General features: G+C 70.3%; 15 protein-coding genes. 13 read left to right on the top strand and 2 right to left on the bottom strand.

Annotated elements, in window-relative coordinates:
- The first annotated feature begins 8 nt into the window (after positions 1 to 8).
- The 7 genes from gatB to ACFWXQ_RS45715 all read left to right on the top strand — a co-directional run bounded on the left by gatB (position 9) and on the right by ACFWXQ_RS45715 (position 9,973).
- Positions 9 to 1,520 (top strand): Asp-tRNA(Asn)/Glu-tRNA(Gln) amidotransferase subunit GatB, encoded by a 1,512-nt coding sequence (gene gatB / locus ACFWXQ_RS45745; RefSeq protein WP_383937964.1) that lies wholly within the window; start codon positions 9 to 11, stop codon positions 1,518 to 1,520.
- A 300-nt stretch (positions 1,521 to 1,820) separates the two neighbouring features.
- Positions 1,821 to 4,076, top strand: coding sequence for an MMPL family transporter (locus ACFWXQ_RS45740; protein ID WP_383937961.1), 2,256 nt, complete (start codon positions 1,821 to 1,823; stop codon positions 4,074 to 4,076).
- Complete coding sequence (locus ACFWXQ_RS45735) at positions 4,054 to 4,620, top strand: GNAT family N-acetyltransferase (RefSeq protein WP_383937957.1); 567 nt, start codon at positions 4,054 to 4,056, stop codon at positions 4,618 to 4,620. Before ACFWXQ_RS45740 ends, ACFWXQ_RS45735 begins: the two co-directional genes overlap by 23 nt.
- A 120-nt stretch (positions 4,621 to 4,740) precedes the next feature.
- On the top strand, positions 4,741 to 5,349 hold the full coding sequence (locus ACFWXQ_RS45730) for a hypothetical protein (protein WP_383937954.1): 609 nt from the start codon (positions 4,741 to 4,743) through the stop codon (positions 5,347 to 5,349).
- 174 nt (positions 5,350 to 5,523) lie between these two features.
- Positions 5,524 to 5,718, top strand: a complete 195-nt coding sequence (locus ACFWXQ_RS45725) for a hypothetical protein (protein WP_383937951.1) — start codon at positions 5,524 to 5,526, stop codon at positions 5,716 to 5,718.
- 629 nt (positions 5,719 to 6,347) lie between these two features.
- Complete coding sequence (locus ACFWXQ_RS45720) at positions 6,348 to 9,404, top strand: AAA family ATPase (RefSeq protein WP_383937948.1); 3,057 nt, start codon at positions 6,348 to 6,350, stop codon at positions 9,402 to 9,404.
- Positions 9,405 to 9,529: 125 nt separating this feature from the next.
- Entirely contained in the window at positions 9,530 to 9,973 is a 444-nt protein-coding gene (locus ACFWXQ_RS45715; protein WP_383938052.1) for a DUF6191 domain-containing protein, read from the top strand.
- Positions 9,974 to 10,020: 47 nt separating this feature from the next.
- On the opposite strand, the gene ACFWXQ_RS45710 is transcribed toward ACFWXQ_RS45715, so the two are convergent.
- Positions 10,021 to 11,163, bottom strand: a complete 1,143-nt coding sequence (locus ACFWXQ_RS45710) for a PQQ-dependent sugar dehydrogenase (protein WP_383938049.1) — start codon at positions 11,161 to 11,163, stop codon at positions 10,021 to 10,023.
- 147 nt (positions 11,164 to 11,310) lie between these two features.
- The gene (locus ACFWXQ_RS45705; protein WP_383937945.1) at positions 11,311 to 12,318 is read right to left on the bottom strand and encodes an aldo/keto reductase; all 1,008 of its coding nucleotides are present in this window, start codon (positions 12,316 to 12,318) and stop codon (positions 11,311 to 11,313) included.
- A 75-nt stretch (positions 12,319 to 12,393) separates the two neighbouring features.
- On the opposite strand from ACFWXQ_RS45705, the gene ACFWXQ_RS45700 reads away from it, so the two are divergent.
- The 6 genes from ACFWXQ_RS45700 to serA all read left to right on the top strand — a co-directional run bounded on the left by ACFWXQ_RS45700 (position 12,394) and on the right by serA (position 22,492).
- On the top strand, positions 12,394 to 13,335 hold the full coding sequence (locus tag ACFWXQ_RS45700; RefSeq protein ID WP_383937942.1) for a 2-hydroxyacid dehydrogenase: 942 nt from the start codon (positions 12,394 to 12,396) through the stop codon (positions 13,333 to 13,335).
- A 405-nt stretch (positions 13,336 to 13,740) separates the two neighbouring features.
- Positions 13,741 to 16,701 carry a putative bifunctional diguanylate cyclase/phosphodiesterase gene (locus ACFWXQ_RS45695; protein WP_383937941.1) on the top strand — a complete coding sequence of 987 codons (2,961 nt, stop codon included), beginning with the start codon at positions 13,741 to 13,743 and terminating at the stop codon, positions 16,699 to 16,701.
- Positions 16,702 to 16,940: 239 nt separating this feature from the next.
- Complete coding sequence (locus ACFWXQ_RS45690) at positions 16,941 to 18,797, top strand: acetolactate synthase large subunit (RefSeq protein ID WP_383937939.1); 1,857 nt, start codon at positions 16,941 to 16,943, stop codon at positions 18,795 to 18,797.
- Positions 18,798 to 18,823: 26 nt separating this feature from the next.
- A complete protein-coding gene (gene ilvN, locus ACFWXQ_RS45685; RefSeq protein WP_383937936.1) occupies positions 18,824 to 19,351 on the top strand; it encodes an acetolactate synthase small subunit in 528 nt (175 codons plus the stop codon).
- A 147-nt stretch (positions 19,352 to 19,498) separates the two neighbouring features.
- Positions 19,499 to 20,497, top strand: coding sequence for a ketol-acid reductoisomerase (gene ilvC / locus ACFWXQ_RS45680; RefSeq protein WP_383937933.1), 999 nt, complete (start codon positions 19,499 to 19,501; stop codon positions 20,495 to 20,497).
- Positions 20,498 to 20,902: 405 nt separating this feature from the next.
- Positions 20,903 to 22,492 (top strand): phosphoglycerate dehydrogenase, encoded by a 1,590-nt coding sequence (gene serA / locus ACFWXQ_RS45675; protein WP_055615060.1) that lies wholly within the window; start codon positions 20,903 to 20,905, stop codon positions 22,490 to 22,492.
- Positions 22,493 to 22,666 lie beyond the last annotated feature (174 nt).

Here is a 22,666-nt window from a genome sequence, read left to right as displayed (position 1 = left end):
GTTTCACCGTGACTGTCACGACTGACCTGGTGTCGTACGAGGACGCGCTGGCGTCGTACGACCCCGTCATGGGCCTCGAAGTCCATGTCGAACTCGGCACCAAGACCAAGATGTTCTGCGGCTGTTCCACCGAGCTGGGCGCCGAACCCAACTCGCAGGCCTGCCCGACGTGCCTCGGCATGCCCGGCGCGCTGCCGGTCGTCAACGCGATCGGCGTCGAGTCCGCGATCAAGATCGGTCTCGCGCTGCACTGCGAGATCGCCGAGTGGTGCCGCTTCGCCCGGAAGAACTACTTCTATCCGGACATGCCGAAGAACTTCCAGACCTCGCAGTACGACGAGCCGATCGCCTTCAACGGCTATCTGGACGTCCAGCTGGAGGACGGCGAGGTCTTCCGCGTGGAGATCGAGCGCGCCCACATGGAGGAGGACACCGGCAAGTCGCTGCACGTCGGCGGCGCGACCGGCCGTATCCACGGCGCCTCGCACTCGCTGCTCGACTACAACCGTGCCGGCATCCCGCTCATCGAGATCGTCACCAAGCCGATCGAGGGCGCCGGCGAGCGCGCTCCCGAGGTCGCCAAGGCGTACGTCGCCGAGCTGCGCGAGCTCATCAAGGCGCTCGGGGTCTCGGAAGCCCGCATGGAGCAGGGCCAGATGCGCTGCGACGTGAACCTGTCGCTGCGCCCGCACGGCCGCGAGAAGTTCGGCACCCGGAGCGAGACCAAGAACGTCAACTCGCTGCGGTCCGTGGAGCGGGCGGCCCGCTTCGAGATCCAGCGGCACGCGGCCGTTCTGAACAGCGGCGGCACGATCATCCAGGAGACCCGCCACTTCCACGAGGACACCGGGTCCACGACCTCGGGCCGCGTGAAGGAGGAGGCGGAGGACTACCGCTACTTCCCCGAGCCGGACCTCGTGCCGATCGCCCCCTCCCGCGAGTGGGTCGAGGAGCTGCGCGCGGGCCTGCCCGAGCAGCCGCTGGCCCGGCGCAACCGGCTGCGCGAGGAGTGGGGCATCACCGCCCACGACATGCAGTCGATCCTCAACGCCGGTGCCATCGACTCCATCGTCGCCACCATCGCGGCGGGCGCCGACGCGGCCTCCGCCCGTAAGTGGTGGATGGGCGAACTGGCTCGTACGGCCAACGAGTCGGGTGTGTCCCTGGACGCGCTGGCCATCACGCCCGAGCAGGTCGCCCGGGTGACCGCCCTGGTCAACGAGGGCTCCCTCAACGACAAGCTGGCCCGTCAGGTCATCGAGGGCGTCCTCAAGGGCGAGGGCACTCCGGACGAGGTCGTCGACAAGCGCGGTCTGAAGGTCGTCTCCGACGAGGGCGCCCTGACGACGGCCGTCGAGGAGGCCATCGCCGGCAACGCGGCCATCGCGGACAAGATCCGCGGGGGCAAGGTTGCCGCCGTGGGCGCCCTGGTGGGCGCCGTCATGAAGGCCACGCGCGGGCAGGCCGACGCGGCCCGCGTCAAGGAGCTCATCCTGGAGAAGCTCGGCGTCGAGGGCTGAGCCCTGAACGCCGTGGCGGTCTCATGCGTACAAGTCTTTGAGGCCGCTCACTCCTACCGCGTGTAGGGCGATCGGGGGGTGCATCGGTACCGATGTACCCCCCATTGGCGTGTCTGCGGGTGTCGTGCGGGGCGACAGAGTTCATTGGATTGTCGTGTGAACTGTCTCGCATTCCTGTGAGTAAACCCACGAATGAGGCCAACGATCACTTTCGACTGCAAGAGTGATAACGAATTGGTCATGCGTTCTTTGCGGGCAGTTCCCGATAAAGATCCACATAACACCCAGGGGAGCTCGTCCGTGGCAGCTCTAGCACGTTGGTGTGTCCAGCACCGCCTCGTCGCCGTACTGCTCTGGCTCCTCGCCTTCGGCGGGATCACCGCCGCCGCTGCCGTCACCGGAACCGCGTACTCGAACGACTACGAGGCGCCCGGCACCGAATCGGGCCGCGCCAGCCAGCTCCTCCAGGACGGTTTCCCCGGCCTCGGCGGCGACAGCGACACCGTTGTCTGGCACACCACCTCCGGCACGGTCCGCGCCGCGGACGTCGAGCAGACCATGAGCCACACCCTCGACGAGATCGCCGCCCTGCCCGGAGTGGCCGCGGTCGCCAGCCCGTACAAGGGGCACGGCGCGGACCAGATCAGCGGCGACGGACGTACGGCCTATGCCACCGTGACCTTCGACGACCCGGCCGAGGACATCGACCAGGGCGAGGCCACGGCCGTCGTCGACACCGCGAAGGCCGCGGAGACGGACGGACTCCAGGTGGAGCTGGGCGGCCAGGCCGTCGCCCTCACCGAGTCGTCGGGCGGCCACATCGCCGAGGTCGTCGGCGTGATCGTCGCCGCCGTGGTCCTCTTCCTCGCCTTCGGCTCCCTCGCCGCCTCGCTGCTGCCCATCGCCACGGCCCTGGTCAGCGTCGGCACGGCGTACGCGGGGATCGCGCTCCTCGGGCACGCGATGACCGTGGCCGACTTCGCGCCGATGCTCGGCATGCTGATCGGACTCGGCGTCGGCATCGACTACGCGCTGTTCATCGTCACCAGACACCGACGCGGCCTGAAACGCGGACTGTCCGTCGAGGAGGCCGCGCGGAACGCCGTGGCCACCACCGGGCGCGCGGTCGTCTTCGCGGGCGCCACCGTCTGTATCGCCCTGCTCGGCATGCTCATACTGCGGCTCGGTTTCCTCAACGGCGTCGCGATCGCCGCCTCCCTGACCGTGGTCCTCACCGTCGCGGCCTCCGTGACCCTGCTGCCCGCGCTGCTCTCCTTCATCGGCATGCGCGCCCTCAGCCGCCGGGAACGCCGCCGCCTTGACGAGCACGGTCCCCAGCCGGAGATCCCCACCGGGCTCGCCGCCCGCTGGTCCGCCTTCGTCGAGAAGCACCCCAAACTCCTCGGCGGTGTCGCCCTGGCCGTCATCGCCCTGCTCGCGATCCCGACGTTCTCCCTGCACCTGGGCACCTCCGACCAGGGCAACAACCCGGAAACGGCCACCACACGACAGGCGTACGACCTGCTCGCCGACGGCTTCGGACCCGGACTGAACGGGCCGCTGACCCTCGTCACGCATGTCGACGGGGCCCAGGACCGGGTCGCCCTCGACAACCTCGACGCCACGCTCAGGGCGACCGAGGGCGTCCGGACGGCGACCCCGGTGAGGTACAACAACGCCGGTGACACCGCCTACCTCAGCGTCGTACCGACATCCTCGCCGCAGTCCGAGCGGACCAGCGACCTCGTCGACCGGCTGCGCGACGACGTGCTGCCGCGGGCCGAGGCCGGGACCACGCTCGACCTTCAGGTCGGCGGCATGACCGCCGGGTACGACGACTTCGCCGCCGTCATCGTCGACAAACTGCCCCTCTTCGTGGGCGTCGTCATCGGCCTCGGCTGCGTCCTGCTGCTGCTCGCCTTCCGCTCCGTCGGCATCCCGCTGAAGGCCGCCGCGATGAACATCGCGGCCGTCGCAGCCTCCTTCGGAGTCGTCGTCGCGATCTTCCAGTGGGGCTGGGGCAGCGAACTGCTGGGCCTCGGCCGGGCCGGCCCGATCGAACCGTTCCTGCCCGTGATCATGGTCTCCGTGCTCTTCGGGCTCTCCATGGACTACCAGGTGTTCCTGGTCAGCAGGATGTACGAGGAGTGGCTGGAGACCGGCGACAACCGGCGGGCCGTCCGCGTGGGCCTCGCCGAGACCAGCCGGGTGATCAACTCGGCCGCCGTGATCATGATCTCGGTCTTCCTGGCCTTCGTGCTCAGCGGCGACCGCGTCATCGCGATGTTCGGCATAGCGCTCGCCGCGGCCGTCGCCCTGGACGCCTTCGTGCTGCGTACGCTCCTGGTGCCGGCCCTGATGCACATGCTGGGCGGCGCCAACTGGTGGCTGCCCCGCTGGCTCGACCGGCGCCTGCCGCGCATCAGCATCGAGCCGCCGGAAACCCGTACCGTCGACGCGGAGGGCCGTGCGAGGATCCCGGGGGCGCGCGAGGACGCGCTCGTGGAGGTTCTCGAGAAGGAGCAGCAGCAGGATGTACGCGATATCCCTGGGTGACGACGGCGCCGAACTGCGGCCCCTGGAGCCGTGGCACGCGGAGGAGTTCCTGGCGCACCTGGACCGGGGGCGCGAGTTCATCGGGCAGCACATTCCGTTCGGGACCAAGGCCGTCGACGTCGACTCCGCTAGGGAACTTCTTCAGGCGTACGCCGACAAGCGCGCCACCGACACCGGGAGCCTGCACGGGCTGTGGCTGGAGGGGAAGCTGGTCGGCGGTGTGCTGTTCCTCCACTTCGACGCCGAGCGGGGCACCTGTGAGGTCGGCTGCTGGCTGGAACCGGCCGGCGTGGGGCGCGGACTGGTCACGCGCGCCATGCGGATCCTCATCGACTGGGCGGTCGAGGAGCGGGGCGTCCACCGCGTGGAGTGGCAGGCGTCGGCCGCCAACGAACCGAGCATCAACGTGGCGCGGCGGCTGGGAATGAACCGTGACGGGGTCCTCAGGGAGAGCTTCCCGTACCGGGGCGTACGCCAGAACCTGGAAGTGTGGTCGGTGCTCGCGCCCGAGTGGCGTGCCGCACGCGCGCGTGCCTGGAAGTGACGTCCCGACCGTGCTCGGGGCGATGGCGTACGGGTGCCGAGTAAGGCGAAAAGCCGCCCGGCGCGTGAGGATCTTGGGATCTTTAAGAAATTCTCAGACAGCGTCCGTACGGTGCGGAGCATGGGAACCAAGACAGAGGACGAAGCCGGAGCCAAGACCGGCACCGAGGCACAGCGCGACGAGGAGGCCGTGAAGATCGGCAAGGGCGAGGAGACGGCCGCGATCGGGGAGGTCGAGGAGGCCGAGGCCGCCGAGGCGGCTGACGACCAGGACGACTCCGAGGTCCTCGGCGAGGACGAGGACGACGAGCTGGTGGTCGCGGCCGAGCGCGGTTCCGGCGTGGGCCTGGGTGCCGCCGCCGTCGTGTCCGCCGGGCTCGGTGTCGTGTCGCTGACCGGCAGCTGGGTCGGCACCATCGCGCAGGCGCGCAACGCGCTGCAGGGTCAGCTGGAGGCGGCGCAGAACGCCGATGTGGCCGCGCAGGTCAAGGTCTTCTCCGACTCCTGGAACGCCAACGCGCTCGTCGGCGGCTTCTTCGCGCTCGTCGCGCTGATCGTCGGCGTCGTGGTGCTGGTCCGGCCCGCGTTCGGCAACCCCGACCGGATCCCGGCGCAGGCCCCGTGGGTCAAGTCGGTCGCCTGGGCGGGTGTTGCGCTCGGCGTCGTCGGCCTTCTGCTGGCCGCGCTCAAGTACTCCGACATCCTGCTCGCCATGCCGTCCACGAGCTGAAAACCGCACGTCTGAGGGGCCTTAGTCCCGCCGTAGGCCACTTACGGCGGGACTAAGGCCCTTCCTGCGCCCAAGATGCGGAACTCTCCCGATGTGGCGCACCCCCCTTGGAGACGAAGGTTGAGGCATCGCAACAGAGCGAGGCCGGAAACAACACTTCACGAGGGGTACGAGATGTTCGAGTACGAGCTCCAGCAGATCCGCACCGCGGAGATGATCCGCGAGGCCGACAACTACCGACTGGTCCGCGAGGCCGTCCGCAGCCGCCGCGCCGCCCAGCGCGAGGCCGCGCGATCCGGCCGCGACGACAGCGAGGGGCGGGTGCATAGCCGCCGCCACCGCACACCCCGGTCCGCACGCGTCGCGTGACCGCCGGCGCGGGTGAGGGCGGCCGCACGGGGGTCGGCCGCCCTCACCGGGACAGCACCACCGCGACCACGACCACACCCTCCGAACCCCCGGCCCCGACCGCATCCGCGGCCGGGCCCGAGGCCTTGAGGGGGGCCGACGCGGTACCCGGGCCGGGGGCTGTGGGCGGACCCGAGTCTGTGGGCGGGGCCGAGGCCGCGGGTGGGCCTGAGGTCGTGGGCGGGGCTGCGGCTGCGGGCAAGCCCGAGAGCGCGGGCAGGACCGGAGGAGTGGGTGGCCCCGGGACCATGGGCACGTCCGAGGCTGTGGGTGAGCCTGAGGTTGCGGACGGGCTTGCGGCTGTAGACGGGCCCGAGCCTTTGGGCGGACCTGACGGCACGGACGGGCGCGGAGCGGTGGGTGAGCCCGAGGCTGCGAGCAGGCTCGTAGGTGTGGGCAGGGCCGAGTCTGTGGGCAGGCCCGGGGCCGAGGTCGCCGGTAAGCCCGAGGGCGTGGGCGGGGTCCAGGTTGTGGGTAGGGCCGATGTCTTTGGTGGGGGCTCGGGTGGGCGTAGGGGTGGAGGGCTGGGGAGGGTCGGTGGTGTGGGGCTGGTCGCGATAACCAGTGCCGTTGTGTCAGAGCGCTGTGCGATGCTCGGCGTTGTGGAGACCAGGTCCGTCAGTCCGGTCTTCGTCGGCAGGGTCGGCGAACTGGGCGTGCTGAACGACGCGCTCGCCCGCGCCGCCGCGGGCGAGCCGCAGGCGTTGCTGCTCGGCGGTGAGGCCGGGGTCGGAAAGACCCGGCTCATCGAGGAGTTCGCCACCGCGGCCTGCCGCGAGGGGGCGGTCGTGGCGCTCGGCGGCTGTGTCGAGATCGGCGCCGACGGCCTGCCCTTCGCACCCTTCTCCACCGCGCTGCGCGCCCTGCGCCGCCTCCTGCCCGACGAACTGGCCGCCGCGGCCGCGGGACAGGAGGAGGAACTGGCACGGCTGCTGCCCGAGTTGGGCGACACCTCACGCGGGCGGCACGACGAGGACGGCATGGCCCGCCTCTTCGAACTCACCGTCCGGCTGCTGGAGCGCGTCGCCGCCGACCGCCCGGTCGTCGTCCTCCTGGAGGACCTGCACTGGGCCGACGCCTCGACCCGCCACCTCCTCGCCTACCTCTTCCGCACGCTCCGCAGCGGCCGCCTCCTCGTCGTCGCCACCTACCGCGCCGACGACATCCACCGCCGCCACCCCCTGCGCCCACTGCTCGCCGAACTCGACCGGCTGCGCACCGTCCGCCGTATCGAACTCGGCCGTTTCAGCCGCGCCGAGGTCGGCCGCCAGATCGCCGGAATCATCGCCTCCGAACCCGACCCGACCCGGGTCGACGAGATCTTCACGCGCTCCGACGGCAACGCCTTCTTCGTCGAGGAACTGGCCGTGGCCGCCAACGACGGCTGCCGCACCGGCCTCACCGACTCCCTGCGCGATCTCCTCCTCGTCCGCGTCGAGAGCCTCCCCGAGGGGTCCCAGCGGGTCGCCCGGATCGTCGCCGAGGGCGGCTCCACCGTGGAGTACCGGCTGCTCGCCGCCGTGGCACGCCTCTCCGAGGACGACCTCATCGAGGCACTGCGAGCCGCCGTCGGCGCCAACATCCTGCTCGCGACACCCGACGGGGACGGCTACCGCTTCCGCCACTCCCTGGTGCGCGAAGCCGTCGGCGACGACCTGCTGCCCGGCGAGCGCTCCCGCCTCAACCGCCGGTACGCGGAAGCGCTGGAGGCCGACCCCGCGCTCGTCCCGGCCGACGAGCGCGCCGCCCGCCTGGCCAGCCACTGGTACCACGCGCACGACGCGGCCAAGGCCCTGCCCGCCGTCCTCGACGCCTCCGTCGCGGCCCGCCGCAGGCACGCCTACTCGGAGCAACTGCGGCTCCTGGAGCGGGCGATGGAGCTCTGGGACACGGCCCCCGACTCCGTACGCGCCGAACTGCGGCCCGTCGACTACACCGAGGTCTACCCTCCGTGCGGCTGCGACCCGGCCACCACGCCGCTGCGCTACCTCGACCTGATGGCCGAGGCCGCCGTAGCGGGCCGGTTCTGCGGGGAGCGCGAGCGCGCCCTGAAGATCACCAAGCGGGCCCTGCACCTCCTGGAGGACGAGGACGATCCGCTGCGCGCGGCCTGGTTCTGGATCCAGCGCTCCCGTCTCATCGAGGCGGTGGCCCGCGGCGACGGGTGGAAGGAACTCGCCACCGCCCAGGAGCTGGTGCGAGGGCTCCCGCCGTCCGAGGTGCACGCCGACGTCCTCGCCAACGTCGCCAACTGGTCGATGATGCACAGGCCGGGACCGGAAGCCCTCCAGGCCGCCGAGCGCGCCGTGGAGTACGCCCGGATGGTGGGCGCCCGCGACATCGAGCTGAACGCGCGCCTCACCCTGGGCGGCCTCCTCGTCGAGTCCGGCGACATCGAGGCGGGGCTCGCCGAGGTGCACGAGGTCAAGGAACGGGCGGGGGAGATCGGCGCCGCCTATGTCGTGGGCCGCGCCCATGTGAACCTGCCCTCCCACCTGGAGGGCATCGGCCGCTCCCAGGACGCCGTCCGGATCCTTGAGGAAGGAGTCCAACTCGCCCGCAAGTTGGGTCTGCTGGACACCGAGGCCTGGGTGTGGGGCAATCTCGCCGAGTCGCTCTTCTCCCTGGGCCGCTGGGACGAGGCCGGTGCGGCCGGCTTCAACTCGGACCGTGTCGGCCAGAGCGCCAAGCCCCGCGGCTTCCGCACCACCCTCCAAGCCCATCTCGCGCGCGCCCGGGGCGACCTGCCCGAGGCCGGCCGCCAACTGGCCGCCGCGCGCGAGCACTTCGGCACCCACGACACCGTGCCCCAGCACGCGCTGCCGCTGACCACCCTCGCGATCGGCATAGCCGCCGCCGAGGGCCGTCTCCTCGACGCCCGTGCCGAACTCGACGAGGCCCTGAACACCGGCTTCCCGCCCGGCACCCAGCGCTACGCCTGGCCCCTGCTGCTCACCGCCGCGACCGCGGAGGCCGACGCCCGCGGACTGCCCGTCGCCGAACAGGGCCGCCCCGGCGTCCTGGAACGCCTGCGCAAGTCCGCCAAGTCCCTCACCACGAACGTGCCCGTCTGGCAGGCCCACGAGCACTGGGTACGCGCCGAACTGCTGCGCGCCGAGGGCCGGGACACCCCGGACGAGTGGTCCGAGGCGGTCACCGCCTTCGAACCCCTTGAGCGCCCGTACGACCTCGCCCGGGTGCGGCACCGGCTCGCGGAGTCCCTGCTGGCCTCCGGGGGCGGTGAGGAGGAACGGGACCGCGCCACGGAACTGCTGCGACTGGCCCGCGCCGTGGCCGACCACCTCGGCGCGCGCCCGCTCGCCGATGCCGTCGCCCTGCTCGCCCAGCGCGCCCGCCTCACCCTCACCCTCGCCCGGGCTCCCGAGCGGTCCGCCCCCGCTCCCGCCGACCCGGCCGAGGCGCTCGGCCTCACCAGCCGCGAGCGCGACGTCCTCCGGCTGGTCGCCGCCGGCCGCAGCAACCGCCAGATCGCCGAGGAACTCTTCATCTCCCCGAAGACGGCCAGCGTCCATGTCTCCAACATCCTCGGCAAGCTCAACGTCTCCGGCCGCGGCGAGGCGGCCGCGCTCGCACACCGGATGCGGCTGTTCCCGCCCCACCCGGCCGGCGCCCGGACGGCAGGGTGAGATCCATACGGACACGGGACAGGGGACACGGGCCAGGGGTACGCAGACGGGTCCACCCAGTGGGTTCCACGGAGTGAGGTCTACGCTGTAAGAGACCCCGGGGCGAGGGAGGCACTGTGTTCAACATGATCGAGGAGCTGTTCGCACCAGGCCGCAAGCACACCGACGAGGAACGCAAGCGGCTGGAACTGACCCGCGTGGATCTGAACGACGGGGACCCCGGAAGAGGCCCGATAGACCTCGCCTCCGGCAAAGTGGTCGTCCGCCTGCCGACACAGGCCGAGACCGAGCCCGAGACCGAGCCCCATGCCGAGGCCGAGTCGGACCCCGCCACGACTCCCGACCAGGCTCCAGCGCCGGACCGGACCCGAGCCAGGGAGCAGACCCCGGCCACCAAGCCGGCCCCAGCTACAGCGCAGGCCCCGGCTCAGGCCTTGGCCCCAGCTCCGAACCAGGCTCCGGCCACAGTTCCGGACCCGAACCCGGACCCAGACCCAGCCCCGGCCCCGAACCAGCCCTCGGCCACGGTTTCGGCATCGGACCCGGCCCCCGAGGAAGCTCCCGAATAGGCGCCCCAGATAGACGTCCCAGCCAGACGCCCCAGTTTTCGGGTGTCCTATGTGACCTCCAGCTCCAGAATCTTGTCGTCCCCCGACTCAGGGGTGCCCCGGCCGTCCGTCTCGCTCGTCACCAGCCACAGCTTGTTGCCGCCCGCCGAGACCACCGTGCGCAGGCGGCCGTAGTCGCCCTCCAGGAAGGCCTGGGGGGCCGCCGACTCCTCCGTGCCGTTGAGCGGGATGCGCCACAGCCGCTTGCCGCGCAGGCCCGCCATCCAGATCGAGCCCTCCGCGTAGGCGATGCCGCTGGGGGAGGCCTCGTCGGTGCTCCACTGGTCGATCGGGTTGTGGTACTTGGAGTCGTCGGACTGGCCCTCCGCCTCCGGCCAGCCGTAGTTGTCGCCCGGCTTGATGTGGTTCAGCTCGTCCCACGTGTCCTGGCCGAACTCGGAGGCGAACAGGCGCTGCTTGGAGTCCCAGGCGAGGCCCTGCACATTGCGGTGGCCGTACGAGTAGACCGGCGAGTCGAATGGGTTGCCCGGGGCCGGCTCGCCCTCCGGGGTCAGACGGAGGATCTTGCCGCCGGTGGACTTCTTGTCCTGGGCGAGCTCGGTGACGTACGTCTCGCCCGTGCCCACGTACAGCATCTTGTCCGGGCCGAAGGCGATCCGGCCGCCGTTGTGGTTGGTGCCCTTCGGGATGCCCCTGAACACCGTGTCGGGCGCGCCCAACTGCTCGCCGGCCGGCTTCTTCGCGTCGTACAGCATGCGCACGATGCGGTTGTCCGAGTCCGAGGTGAAGTAGGCGTAGACCATGTGGTCCGATGCGTACGAAGGGGAGAGGGCCAGGCCCATCAGGCCGCCCTCGCCGGCGGGGGCGACGCCGGGCACGGAGCCCACCTCCGTCTTCCTGCCCGTCTTCTCGTCGACCCTGGTGATGGTCCCCTCGTCCCGCGAGGACACCAGGAGGCCGCCCTCGGGCAGTGGCGCCAGGCCCCAGGGGGTCTTCAGACCCTCGGTGACGGTCCGCACGACCTTCACGGAGCCCTTGGCGGGCGGGGCCTCCTCGGCCGTCTGCCCGGAGGCCGGGGCCGAGGCGCCGGGCTCCGAGCTTCCCGGAGACGTGCCATTGCCGCCGCCCGGCTCCTCCCCGTCCCCCGAGGAGCACCCGGCCGTCACCAGGAGCGTGGCCGCGGCCAACATGGCCGTCACAGCTCGACGTTGCACGATCTGGATCCCTTCGACGCGGCAGGTTCTACTTTTCATACACCGCTCGAGCCTCATGAGTTCCCGATCACCGAACCCCGAAGTAACGAACCCCGAAACTGCCGGGCCCCAGAACCGTACGGCTCAGTCCCAGGATCCCCGTGCCGAAGGCAGTCCCGCCACCTCCGCGAGATCCTCCGTCGTCAGACGCAGTCCGGCCGCCCCCGCGTTCTCCGCGGCCCAGCACTCCCGCTTGGTCCCCGGCACCGGCACCACGTGCCGCCCTCGCGCGAGCACCCACGCGAGCGCCACCTGCGCGGGAGTGACGTCCGCTCCCTGCGCCCAGTGCCGGGCGGCTATGCGCCGCAGACCGGCGACTATCGGCTGGTTCGCGGCCATCATCTCAGCGGTGAAGCGGGGATGCCGGGCCCGTACGTCGTCGGGTTCGAAGCCCTCGCCGGGGGTGAGCGTCCCGGTCAGGAAGCCGTTGCCGAGCGGCATCGCCGCCAGGAAGCCGACGCCGCGTGCCTCGCACCACGGCAGCAGAGCCTCCAGCGCCTCCGGCGACCACACCGACAGCTCGGCCTCCACCGTGCTCACCGGGAAGACCTGCTGCACCCGCTCCAGCTGGCGGATCGTTCCGTCGTGCAGCCGCGCTCCCGAACGGCGGTGGGAACGCGCACCCACCGCGCACAGCCCGAGCGCCCGCACCTTGCCGGCCGAGACGAGGTCCGCCATCGCGCCCCATGTCTCCTCGACCGGCACCTCCGGGTCGGCGCGGTGCAGTTGGTACAGGTCGATGACATCCGTCTGGAGGCGGCGCAGCGAGGCGTCGCACGCCCGCTTCACATAGCCGGGGCGGCCGTTGGCCACGATGTGCTGTTCGCCCACCAGGAGGCCGACCTTGGTCGACACGAAGGCCTCGGAACGCCGCTCCTTCAGTGCCCGTCCCACCAGCAGCTCGTTGGTGAACGGTCCGTACATGTCGGCGGTGTCCAGGAGCGTCGCGCCCCGGTCGAGGGCCGTGTGCACGGTCCGCAGCGACTCGTCGCCCCGCTGCCGCGAACCCGAGTACGCCCAGCTCATCGGCATGCATCCGAGGCCGACAGCCCCCACCTCGAGCGCCGCCGCCCCGATCGTCCTGCGCTCCACCTGGCCGTGCCCTCCCTTTCCTGGCACCCCAAACTAACCTCTGCGTCCCCAGGGGCTTCGCATAGCCTCCTGACCATGACGTACGAAGTGTGGCTTCCGTTTCACGCAGACGAACTCGACGGCCTCCCCGACGGCCCCAACTACCGTTACTGGAACGGTGAGCAGGACTTTCCCGCCGATCCCGCCGACTGCGCCTTCTATGTCGTGCCCTACATGAAGAGCAGCGACATCTCGGTGCGTCCCCTGGCCGAAATGACGTCCGTCCAGGTCGTGCAGACCCTGTCCGCCGGTATCGACCACGTACAGCCGGGCCTGCAACTGCTCCCCGGGGGCGTGCAGTTGTGCAACGCGCGCGGGGTGCACGACGCGAGCACCGCCGAACTCACCCTCACCCTGATCCTCTCCTCGCTGCGAGGCATCCCCGACTTCGTCCGTGGGCAGGACAGCGAGGAGTGGCGGTCGGGATTCCGTCCTGCGCTCGCCGACAAGTCCGTACTGATCGTCGGCTATGGAGCGGTCGGTTCGGCCATCGAGGACCGGCTCGTTCCCTTCGAGCTCGCGCGGGTGGCGCGCGTCGCGCGCTCCGCACGCGAGACGGCGCGCGGTCCTGTGCATCCGATCACCGCCTTGCCCGAACTTCTCCCGGAGGCCGATGTCGTGGTGCTCATCACGCCCCTCACCGAGCAGACGAAAGGCCTGGCAGGGGCCGACTTCCTGGCCCGGATGAAGGACGGCGCCCTGCTGGTGAACGTCTCCCGTGGTGGAGTCGTCGACACCAAGGCGCTCCTCGCCGAGCTGGAGAGCGGCCGGATCACGGCCGCCCTCGATGTCACCGACCCCGAACCGCTGCCCCCGGGGCACCCCTTGTGGCACGCGCCCGGCGTCCTCATCAGCCCCCACGTGGGCGGCCCGACCTCCGCGTTCTTCCCGCGCGCCAAGAGGCTCCTGGGCGACCAGTTGAACCGATTTGTGAACCGGGAGCCGCTGCGGAACGTGGTCCTTACGACGGGCTCCTAGTCCTCCTCCACCCTCGGCCGCGCCCGGGCGGGGACCCCGCCGGGCACCCTCCGCAGTCTCCCGAATGCGGCACGTGTCCGTATTCCCGCTGGTCGTCACGGAGCGTAGAGAGACTATGTCCCTGAGTGACGAGACTGGTGTATCGTCCCGACAGGGGCTGCGCCGCGCACGTACGGCGCCGGGGAGCGACAGAAAGCAACAGCGAGGGGGGCGACGGGCGATGCACGGTCTATGGACCAACGATCCGACGCGGCGGGGCCGCCGACGGCGACCCTGGCGCCTACCGACGCACAGACGCGGTCACAGCGGCCACCACCACCGAAGGCCCGGCGGTCGCAGGAGGCACGCACATCCGGCACGCCGGGACCAGAGGGACTCGGGGGCGGCACGGTCCGGAGAGACACAGTGAGCTCCCCGGCGGCGCTGCTCGCCCGTCGTCCGGTCCCCGGGGGCGGAGTGGGTGTCGTACCGCAACTCCTGCTGGCCCTGGTGTGCGCGGGATACGCCGTCGGTTCCGCGCTCGGCTGGGGCTCACCACGCCTCGCCCTGATCATGGGCGACTTCGGGCTGAGTGCGGCGGCCGCCACCGCGGCCGTGTCCTGCTTCCTCTGCGCCCGCACCCGTCGCAGCCGCTTTCGACCCGCATGGCTGCTCTTCGCGCTCTCCTCCGCCATGGCGGCGGCGGGCAACCTCGTCTGGGGCTGGTACGAGGTCGTCCTGGAAGCCCCGGTGCCCAGCCCGAGCTATGCCGACCTGTTCTTCCTGTGCTTCGCGCCACCGGCCATCGTGGGACTGCTCGTCCTCGCCAAACGGCCGGTGAGCAAGGCCGGCTGGGTCTGTCTGGCCCTGGACGCCTGGCTGATCGGCGGCTCGCTGCTCACGCTCTCCTGGAGCCTCGCGCTCGCCCAGGCGGCGAAGGCGGAGGGTCCGAGCGTCCCGCACACCGCGCTGTCGCTCGCGTATCCGCTGCTGGACATCGCCCTGGTGAGCATGGTGCTCGCACTGCACTTCAGGCGCTCGGCGATGAACCGCTCCGCGGTGAACACCGCGATCGGCGCCCTGGCCCTGACGGTCATGTGCGACGCCCTGTTCACCTCACCCCTGATGCACAACGACTACCGCTCCGGGCAACTGCTCGACGCGGGCTGGTTCGCCGGATCACTACTGCTCGCGTACGCCCCCTGGGTGGGGCAACGACACGGACACACGGAAGAAGAGGGGCACACGCGCGTGGTGTACGGCTACGTGCCCAAGCCCCAACAGGGACAACCGGCACACGTGCCCCTCCAGGAAGGAGGTCACAGTCGGTATCCGGCCAGCCGGCCCATCAGCAGTTCACTGGCGGCACTCACTCCCTACCTGGCCGCCGCCGTCTGCACACTGGGCATTCTCTACAACGTGCTCAACGGCCGCAGCGTCGACCGCGTGGTGCTCGTCACCGGCGGCACGGTCGTCCTCGCCCTCGTCGTGCGCCAGGGCATCATGCTCCTCGACAACATCACCCTCACCCAGGAACTGGCCCAGAAGGAGAACCACTTCCGCTCCCTGGTGCAGGGCTCCAGCGACGTCATCATGATCGCCGCTCCGAACGGCATCCTCCGGTACGTCAGCCCGGCCGCAGCCGGGGTCTACGGACAGCCCGCCGAGGAACTCGTCGGCTCCGAACTCGCCTCGCTGATCCACCCGGAGGACCTGGGCTGTGTGGTGCACGAGGTGCGCCGCTTCCTCGCCGCCAGCCCCGCCGAGGAACCCACCACCCGCATCGAGTGCCGCTTCAAGTCCGGCGGCGGGGGAGGCTGGCTCAACGTCGAGTCGACCGTCAACCGCCACCACGGCGGCCTCATCTTCAACAGCCGTGACGTGACCGAACGGGTCCGCCTCCAGGCGCAGTTGCAGCACAACGCCGAGCACGACCCGCTCACCGACCTGCCCAACCGCGCCCTGTTCACCAAGCGCGTCGGACAGGCGCTTTCCGGCCGCCGTTCCTCCGACCGCGGCACCGCGGTCCTCTTCATCGACCTCGACGGCTTCAAGGCCGTCAACGACACCATCGGGCACCAGGCGGGCGACGAACTGCTCGTCCAGGCCGCCCGCAGACTCCAGGACGCCGTCCGGCAGAGCGACACCGCCTCCCGGCTCGGCGGCGACGAGTTCGCGGCCCTGATCGTCGGCGACGGCGGCCGCGACCGCACCGCGCGCGAGCACCAGATCTTCGAACTCGCCGACCGGCTGCGCGTGACCCTCTCGCAGCCGTACACCATCGACGGCAACGATGTCCGGGTCGCCGCCTCCATCGGCGTCGCCTTCTCCGAACCCGGCCTCGGCGCGGGCGAGCTGCTGCGCAACGCCGACCTGGCGATGTACCGCGCGAAGGCCGCCGGCAAGGGCCGCGTCGAGCTGTACGCGCCACAGATGCAGCAGGACGTCGTACGGAGGGCCCAGCTGGCCACCCGGCTGCGGGCCGCCCTGCACGACGGCGAGTTCGCGCTGCTGCACCAGCCCGTGGTGTCCCTCGACACCGGCCGGATCACGGCGGTCGCGGCCCAGGCCCGCTGGCGCTCGGCCCAGGGCGTGCTGTTCACCCCCGCCGAGTTCCTGCGCGTCGCCGAGGACAGCGACCGCACCGCCGAACTGGGCCGCTGGATGCTGGAGGAGGCCGTCGAGCAGGCCGCCGAGCGTGCCGCCACGGGGCTCGCCGTGCCCGTCGCCGTCCGGATGACCGCCCGCCGGCTCCTCGACCGCTCCATGCCCCTCGGCTCCGTCGAGGCCCTGCTGACCCGGCACGGCCTGCCGTCCGGTGCCCTTGTCGTCGAACTGGCCGAAACCGATCCCAAGATCTCCCTGGACGAGCTGGAGCGCCGTCTCAACGCACTCAGGCGGCTGGGCGTCCGGATCGCCCTGGACGGCTTCGGCAACGGCTACGCCACGATCACCGCACTGCGCCGCCTCCCCGTCGACGTACTGAAACTGGATCGCGGTCTGGTCGAGGGCGTCGTCGAGTCCGCCCGGCTCCACAAGATCACCAGTGGGCTGCTGCGCATCGCGAACGATCTGGGCCTGCAGACCGTGGCCGCCGGTGTGGACCTGCCCGAGCAGGTGATCGCCCTGCGCTCGATGGGCTGCACACATGGACAGGGCAACGCGTTCTCCGGACCGCTGGACGAGTACCGACTGCGCCGCGCCCTCGCGGCCGGTGCCTACCCCGTGCCCCACGGCCCCGTCGAACCGATCTTCGTGGGAGGCGGCAGCAGCGGTGTCTACGCAGGTGGGAGTACGAGTGCGTACGTGGCCGGAGTGTCCTCCGCCGGGTACGGAACCGGTACGGTCCTCCGCTCACATGATGAGACTCCCGTCCCACCCACTTGACACGCACTGCGTGCCGGGGGGAGGGTCTGTGCCATGCGCACCCGAATTCTCGTACTTGGAAAGCGCGTCGGCTGAGCTGGGAAGCACCGGATCGATGACCCGGAACTCCCAGCGACCGCACCCGGCGCGCTCCCCTCGCTTGCCTCACGGCACGAGGGGTTTTTTGTTGCACGGGCGCCTGTCGAGCAGCAACTGAACACCGTACAAACCTCGCAAAAACCCTCAGCATCGAGAAGAGAATGCCGATGACCGAGCAGGCCACCGGGGCCCACCATCCGCAGCCGCGGCCCCGTTCCGGAGGACAGCAGTCCGCCCCCGAGCAGGTGACGGGAGCGCAGTCCCTCATCCGTTCTCTCGAGGAGGTCGGGGCCGAGACGGTATTCGGCATTCCCGGCGGTGCGATCCTTCCGGCCTACGACCCGCTGATGGACTCCCGGCGGGTGCGCCACGTGCTCGTCCGCCACGAGCAGGGCGCGGGCCACGCGGCCACCGGTTACGCGCAGGCCACCGGCAAGGTCGGTGTCTGCATGGCGACCAGCGGCCCCGGCGCCACCAACCTGGTGACCCCGATCGCCGACGCGCACATGGACTCGGTGCCGCTCGTGGCGATCACCGGCCAGGTCGCGTCCAAGGCGATCGGTACGGACGCCTTCCAGGAGGCGGACATCGTCGGCATCACGATGCCGATCACCAAGCACAACTTCCTCGTCACCAAGGCCGAGGACATCCCGCGGACGATCGCGGAGGCCTTCCACATCGCCTCCACCGGCCGCCCGGGCCCTGTCCTCGTCGACATCGCCAAGGACGCCCTCCAGGCGCGCACCACCTTCCAGTGGCCGCCCGCCCAGGACCTGCCCGGCTACCGCCCGGTGACCAAGCCGCACGCCAAGCAGATCCGCGAGGCCGCCCGGCTGATCACCCAGGCCAAGCGACCCGTCCTGTACGTCGGCGGCGGCGTCATCAAGGCCGGGGCCACCGCCGAGCTGAAGGTCCTCGCGGAACTCACCGGAGCGCCCGTCACCACCACACTGATGGCGCTCGGCGCATTCCCCGACAGCCACCCGCTGCACGTGGGAATGCCGGGCATGCACGGTGCGGTCACCGCCGTCACCGCGCTGCAGAAGGCCGACCTGATCGTCGCCCTCGGAGCCCGCTTCGACGACCGCGTCACCGGCAAGCTGGACAGCTTCGCCCCGTACGCCAAGATCGTCCACGCCGACATCGACCCGGCCGAGATCGGCAAGAACCGCGCCGCCGACGTGCCGATCGTCGGTGACGCCCGCGAGGTCCTCGCCGACCTGGTGCAGGCGGTGCAGAAGGAGCACAGCGAGGGACACCAGGGGGACTACACCGCCTGGTGGAAGGACCTCGACCGCTGGCGCGAGACGTACCCCCTGGGCTACGACCAGCCGGACAACGGCTCGCTCTCGCCCCAGCAGGTCATCGAGCGCGTCGGACAGCTCGCCCCCGAGGGCACGATCTTCGCGGCGGGCGTCGGCCAGCACCAGATGTGGGCCGCGCACTACATCCAGTACGAGAAGCCCGCGACCTGGCTGAACTCGGGCGGTGCCGGAACGATGGGCTACGCGGTCCCCGCCGCGATGGGCGCCAAGGCCGGCGCCCCGGACCGTACGGTCTGGGCGATCGACGGCGACGGCTGCTTCCAGATGACCAATCAGGAACTCACCACCTGCGCCCTGAACAACATCCCGATCAAGGTCGCCATCATCAACAACGGTGCCCTGGGGATGGTCCGCCAGTGGCAGACCCTCTTCTACAACCAGCGGTACTCCAACACCGTGCTGCACTCCGGTCCGGGCGCCGACGGTAAACAGCCGAGCGCCGGCACCCGCGTCCCCGACTTCGTGAAGCTGTCGGAGGCCATGGGCTGCTACGCGATCCGCTGCGAGTCCGCGGACGACCTGGACAAGTGCATCGAAGAGGCGAACTCGATCAACGACCGTCCCGTCGTGATCGACTTCATCGTCCACGAGGACGCCATGGTGTGGCCGATGGTCGCCGCCGGCACCTCGAACGACGAGATCCTGGCCGCCCGGGACGTCCGCCCCGACTTCGGCGACAACGAAGACGACTGAGAGCCGTAGGTAAAGGAAGCAGACCCATGTCCAAGCACACGCTCTCCGTCCTGGTGGAGAACAAGCCCGGTGTCCTCGCCCGGATCACGGCCCTGTTCTCCCGCCGCGGCTTCAACATCGACTCGCTCGCCGTCGGCGTCACCGAGCACCCCGACATCTCGCGCATCACGATCGTGGTGAACGTGATCGAGGAACTGCCGCTCGAACAGGTCACCAAGCAGCTCAACAAGCTCGTCAACGTCCTGAAGATCGTCGAGCTGGAGCCGGCCGCGGCCGTTCAGCGCGAACTCGTTCTGGTGAAGGTGCGCGCCGACAACGAGACGCGCTCCCAGATCGTCGAGATCGTCCAGCTGTTCCGCGCCAAGACGGTCGACGTCTCCCCGGAGGCCGTCACCATCGAGGCCACCGGCGGCAGCGAGAAGCTGGAGGCCATGCTCAAGATGCTGGAGCCGTTCGGCATCAAGGAGCTCGTCCAGTCCGGCACGATCGCCATCTGCCGCGGCGCCCGGTCGATCACCGACCGTTCGCTGCGCGCACTCGACCGGTCCGCGTAGGCCCCGTACGACTTCACGTGCGACTCGTACGTGAATGCGACTCGTACGTGAAGTCGTACGCGCCCGTATTCCGAGACCCCGAGACTTCCCTTCCCCCTCCCGCCGTACGGTGGGACGCAACACCCAGCACACATAGGAGAGAACCCAGTGGCCGAGCTGTTCTACGACGACGACGCCGACCTGTCCATCATCCAGGGCCGCAAGGTCGCGGTCATCGGCTACGGCAGCCAGGGCCACGCCCACGCGCTGTCGCTCCGTGACTCGGGTGTCGACGTCCGGGTCGGTCTGCACGAGGGCTCCAAGTCCAAGGCGAAGGCCGAGGAGCAGGGCCTGCGCGTGGTGACCCCGTCGGAGGCCGCCGCCGAGGCCGACGTCATCATGATCCTCGTCCCGGACCCGATCCAGGCCCAGGTGTACGAGGAGTCCATCAAGGACAACCTCAACGACGGCGACGCGCTGTTCTTCGGCCACGGCCTGAACATCCGCTTCGGCTTCATCAAGCCCCCGGCCGGCATCGACGTCTGCATGGTCGCCCCGAAGGGCCCGGGCCACCTGGTCCGCCGCCAGTACGAGGAGGGCCGCGGCGTTCCGTGTATCGCGGCCGTCGAGCAGGACGCGACCGGCAACGGCTTCCCGCTGGCGCTCTCGTACGCCAAGGGCATCGGTGGCACGCGTGCGGGCGTCATCAAGACGACCTTCACCGAGGAGACCGAGACCGACCTGTTCGGTGAGCAGGCCGTTCTCTGCGGTGGTACGGCCGCGCTGGTCAAGGCGGGCTTCGAGACGCTGACCGAGGCCGGCTACCAGCCGGAGATCGCGTACTTCGAGTGCCTCCACGAGCTGAAGCTGATCGTCGATCTCATGTACGAGGGCGGCCTGGAGAAGATGCGCTGGTCGGTCTCCGAGACCGCCGAGTGGGGCGACTACATCACCGGCCCCCGCATCATCACGGACGCCACCAAGGCCGAGATGAAGAAGGTCCTGGGCGAGATCCAGGACGGCACGTTCGCCCAGCAGTGGATGGACGAGTACCACGGCGGTCTGAAGAGGTACAACGAGTACAAGCAGCAGGACGCCGAGTCCCTGCTGGAGACCACCGGCAAGGAGCTGCGCAAGCTCATGTCGTGGGTCAACGACGACGAGTGACTCCGTCGGTCGGGCCGTGGTGTCGGGGTTGCCCGGTACCACGGCCCGACCGCCTGCCTCGGGCCACGCCTCGGGGCTCCGCCCCGGACCCCGCTCCTCAAACGCCGGAGGGGCTGGATTTCCACGTGCGGGTGATCCTTCTGCGGAGGCGTAAGAACAGCACCGCGCCGCCACTAGACTGCTCCACTACATACGCGTCGGGCCCACAGCGTCGTGCGTCTTCCACGCGGCAATCGCGACACCGAGGAGTTTCAGGCACGTCCCCACGCCGCCCGGCACGCACTCTCGCACACCGAGAGCACGCACCGAACGACGCGGGAACGCACCCGGAACTCCCCGGCGCCGCTCCCTCCACCGCATGCGGCCGTCGGGACGGCCGTCCGCATTGGACCTGTGAGGACTCACGTGAGCTCGAAACCTGTCGTACTCATCGCTGAAGAGCTGTCGCCCGCGACCGTTGACGCCCTGGGCCCGGACTTCGAGATCCGGCACGCGAACGGCGCGGACCGCGCCGAACTGCTGCCCGCCATCGCCGACGTCGACGCGATCCTGATCCGTTCCGCGACGAAGGTCGATGCCGAGGCCATCGCCGCCGCGAGCAAGCTGAAGGTCGTCGCACGAGCCGGCGTCGGCCTGGACAACGTGGACGTCTCCGCCGCCACCAAGGCCGGCGTGATGGTCGTCAACGCCCCCACCTCGAACATCGTGACCGCCGCCGAGCTGGCCTGTGGTCTGCTCCTGGCCTCCGCGCGTCACATCCCGCAGGCCAACACCGCGCTCAAGAACGGTGAGTGGAAGCGCTCCAAGTACACCGGCGTCGAGCTCGCGGAGAAGACCCTCGGTGTCGTGGGTCTGGGCCGTATCGGCGCGCTCGTCGCCCAGCGCATGTCCGCCTTCGGCATGAAGGTCGTCGCCTACGACCCGTACGTGCAGCCCGCGCGGGCCGCGCAGATGGGCGTCAAGGTCCTGTCGCTGGACGAGCTGCTCGAGGTCTCCGACTTCATCACCGTGCACCTGCCCAAGACGCCCGAGACCGTCGGTCTCATCGGCGACGAGGCGCTGCACAAGGTCAAGCCGTCGGTGCGGATCGTCAACGCCGCGCGCGGCGGGATCGTCGACGAGGCCGCGCTGTACTCCGCGCTCAAGGAGGGCCGCGTCGCCGGCGCCGGCCTCGACGTGTACGCGAAGGAGCCCTGCACGGACTCCCCGCTCTTCGAGCTCGACGAGGTCGTCTGCACCCCGCACCTCGGTGCCTCCACGGACGAGGCACAGGAGAAGGCCGGTATCTCCGTCGCCCGCTCGGTGCGCCTCGCGCTCGCCGGAGAGCTGGTCCCGGACGCGGTGAACGTCCAGGGCGGCGTCATCGCCGAGGACGTCAAGCCGGGTCTGCCGCTCGCCGAGAAGCTCGGCCGCATCTTCACCGCCCTCGCGGGCGAGGTCGCGGTCCGCCTCGACGTCGAGGTGTACGGCGAGATCACCCAGCACGACGTCAAGGTGCTCGAACTCTCCGCGCTCAAGGGCGTGTTCGAGGACGTCGTCGACGAGACCGTCTCGTACGTGAACGCCCCGCTGTTCGCGCAGGAGCGCGGTGTCGAGGTGCGGCTGACCACGAGCTCGGAGTCCTCGGACCACCGGAACGTGGTGACCGTGCGCGGCACCCTCGGTGACGGCCAGGAGGTCTCGGTCTCCGGCACGCTCGCCGGGCCCAAGCACCACCAGAAGATCGTCGCGGTCGGCGAGTACGACGTGGATCTGGCGCTCGCCGACCACATGGTCGTCCTCAACTACACCGACCGTCCCGGTGTCGTCGGCACCCTCGGCCGGATCCTCGGCGAGGCGGGCATCAACATCGCGGGTATGCAGGTCGCCCGTGCGGATGTCGGTGGCGAGGCGCTTGCCGTGCTGACTGTGGATGACACGGTTCCGCAGGCTGTTCTTACGGAGCTGGCTGAGGAGATCGGCGCGACGCAGGCTCGGTCGGTCAACCTCGTGTGAGGATGCCCGCCACTGGGGGCTGCCGCCCCCAGGCCCCCGCTTCCGCCTGAACGGTCTTGTCCTCAAGCGCCGGACGGGCTGAGAGGTTCTTTGGCTGCGGGTTGGGTGTGGCTGGTCGCGCCGTTCCTCGCGCCCCTAAAAGATTGCGCAGTTCCCCGCGCCCCTACTAAGGGG

It is taken from the genome of Streptomyces sp. NPDC058697, assembly GCF_042715345.1.
Lineage (GTDB): Bacteria > Actinomycetota > Actinomycetes > Streptomycetales > Streptomycetaceae > Streptomyces > Streptomyces liliifuscus.
The sequence above is the reverse complement of the archived record's forward strand: the minus strand, read 5'-3'. Positions and strand labels throughout refer to the sequence as shown.

Coding starts and splice junctions, on each gene's coding strand:
- ilvN (WP_383937936.1), top strand. CDS start 18,824: ATGTCCAAGCACACGCTCTCCGTCCTGGTGGAGAACAAGCCCGGTGTC.
- ACFWXQ_RS45730 (WP_383937954.1), top strand. CDS start 4,741: ATGGGAACCAAGACAGAGGACGAAGCCGGAGCCAAGACCGGCACCGAG.
- ACFWXQ_RS45720 (WP_383937948.1), top strand. CDS start 6,348: ATGCTCGGCGTTGTGGAGACCAGGTCCGTCAGTCCGGTCTTCGTCGGC.
- ACFWXQ_RS45725 (WP_383937951.1), top strand. CDS start 5,524: ATGTTCGAGTACGAGCTCCAGCAGATCCGCACCGCGGAGATGATCCGC.
- ACFWXQ_RS45735 (WP_383937957.1), top strand. CDS start 4,054: ATGTACGCGATATCCCTGGGTGACGACGGCGCCGAACTGCGGCCCCTG.
- ACFWXQ_RS45690 (WP_383937939.1), top strand. CDS start 16,941: ATGCCGATGACCGAGCAGGCCACCGGGGCCCACCATCCGCAGCCGCGG.
- ACFWXQ_RS45700 (WP_383937942.1), top strand. CDS start 12,394: ATGACGTACGAAGTGTGGCTTCCGTTTCACGCAGACGAACTCGACGGC.
- ACFWXQ_RS45715 (WP_383938052.1), top strand. CDS start 9,530: ATGATCGAGGAGCTGTTCGCACCAGGCCGCAAGCACACCGACGAGGAA.
- ACFWXQ_RS45710 (WP_383938049.1), bottom strand. CDS start 11,163: ATGTTGGCCGCGGCCACGCTCCTGGTGACGGCCGGGTGCTCCTCGGGG.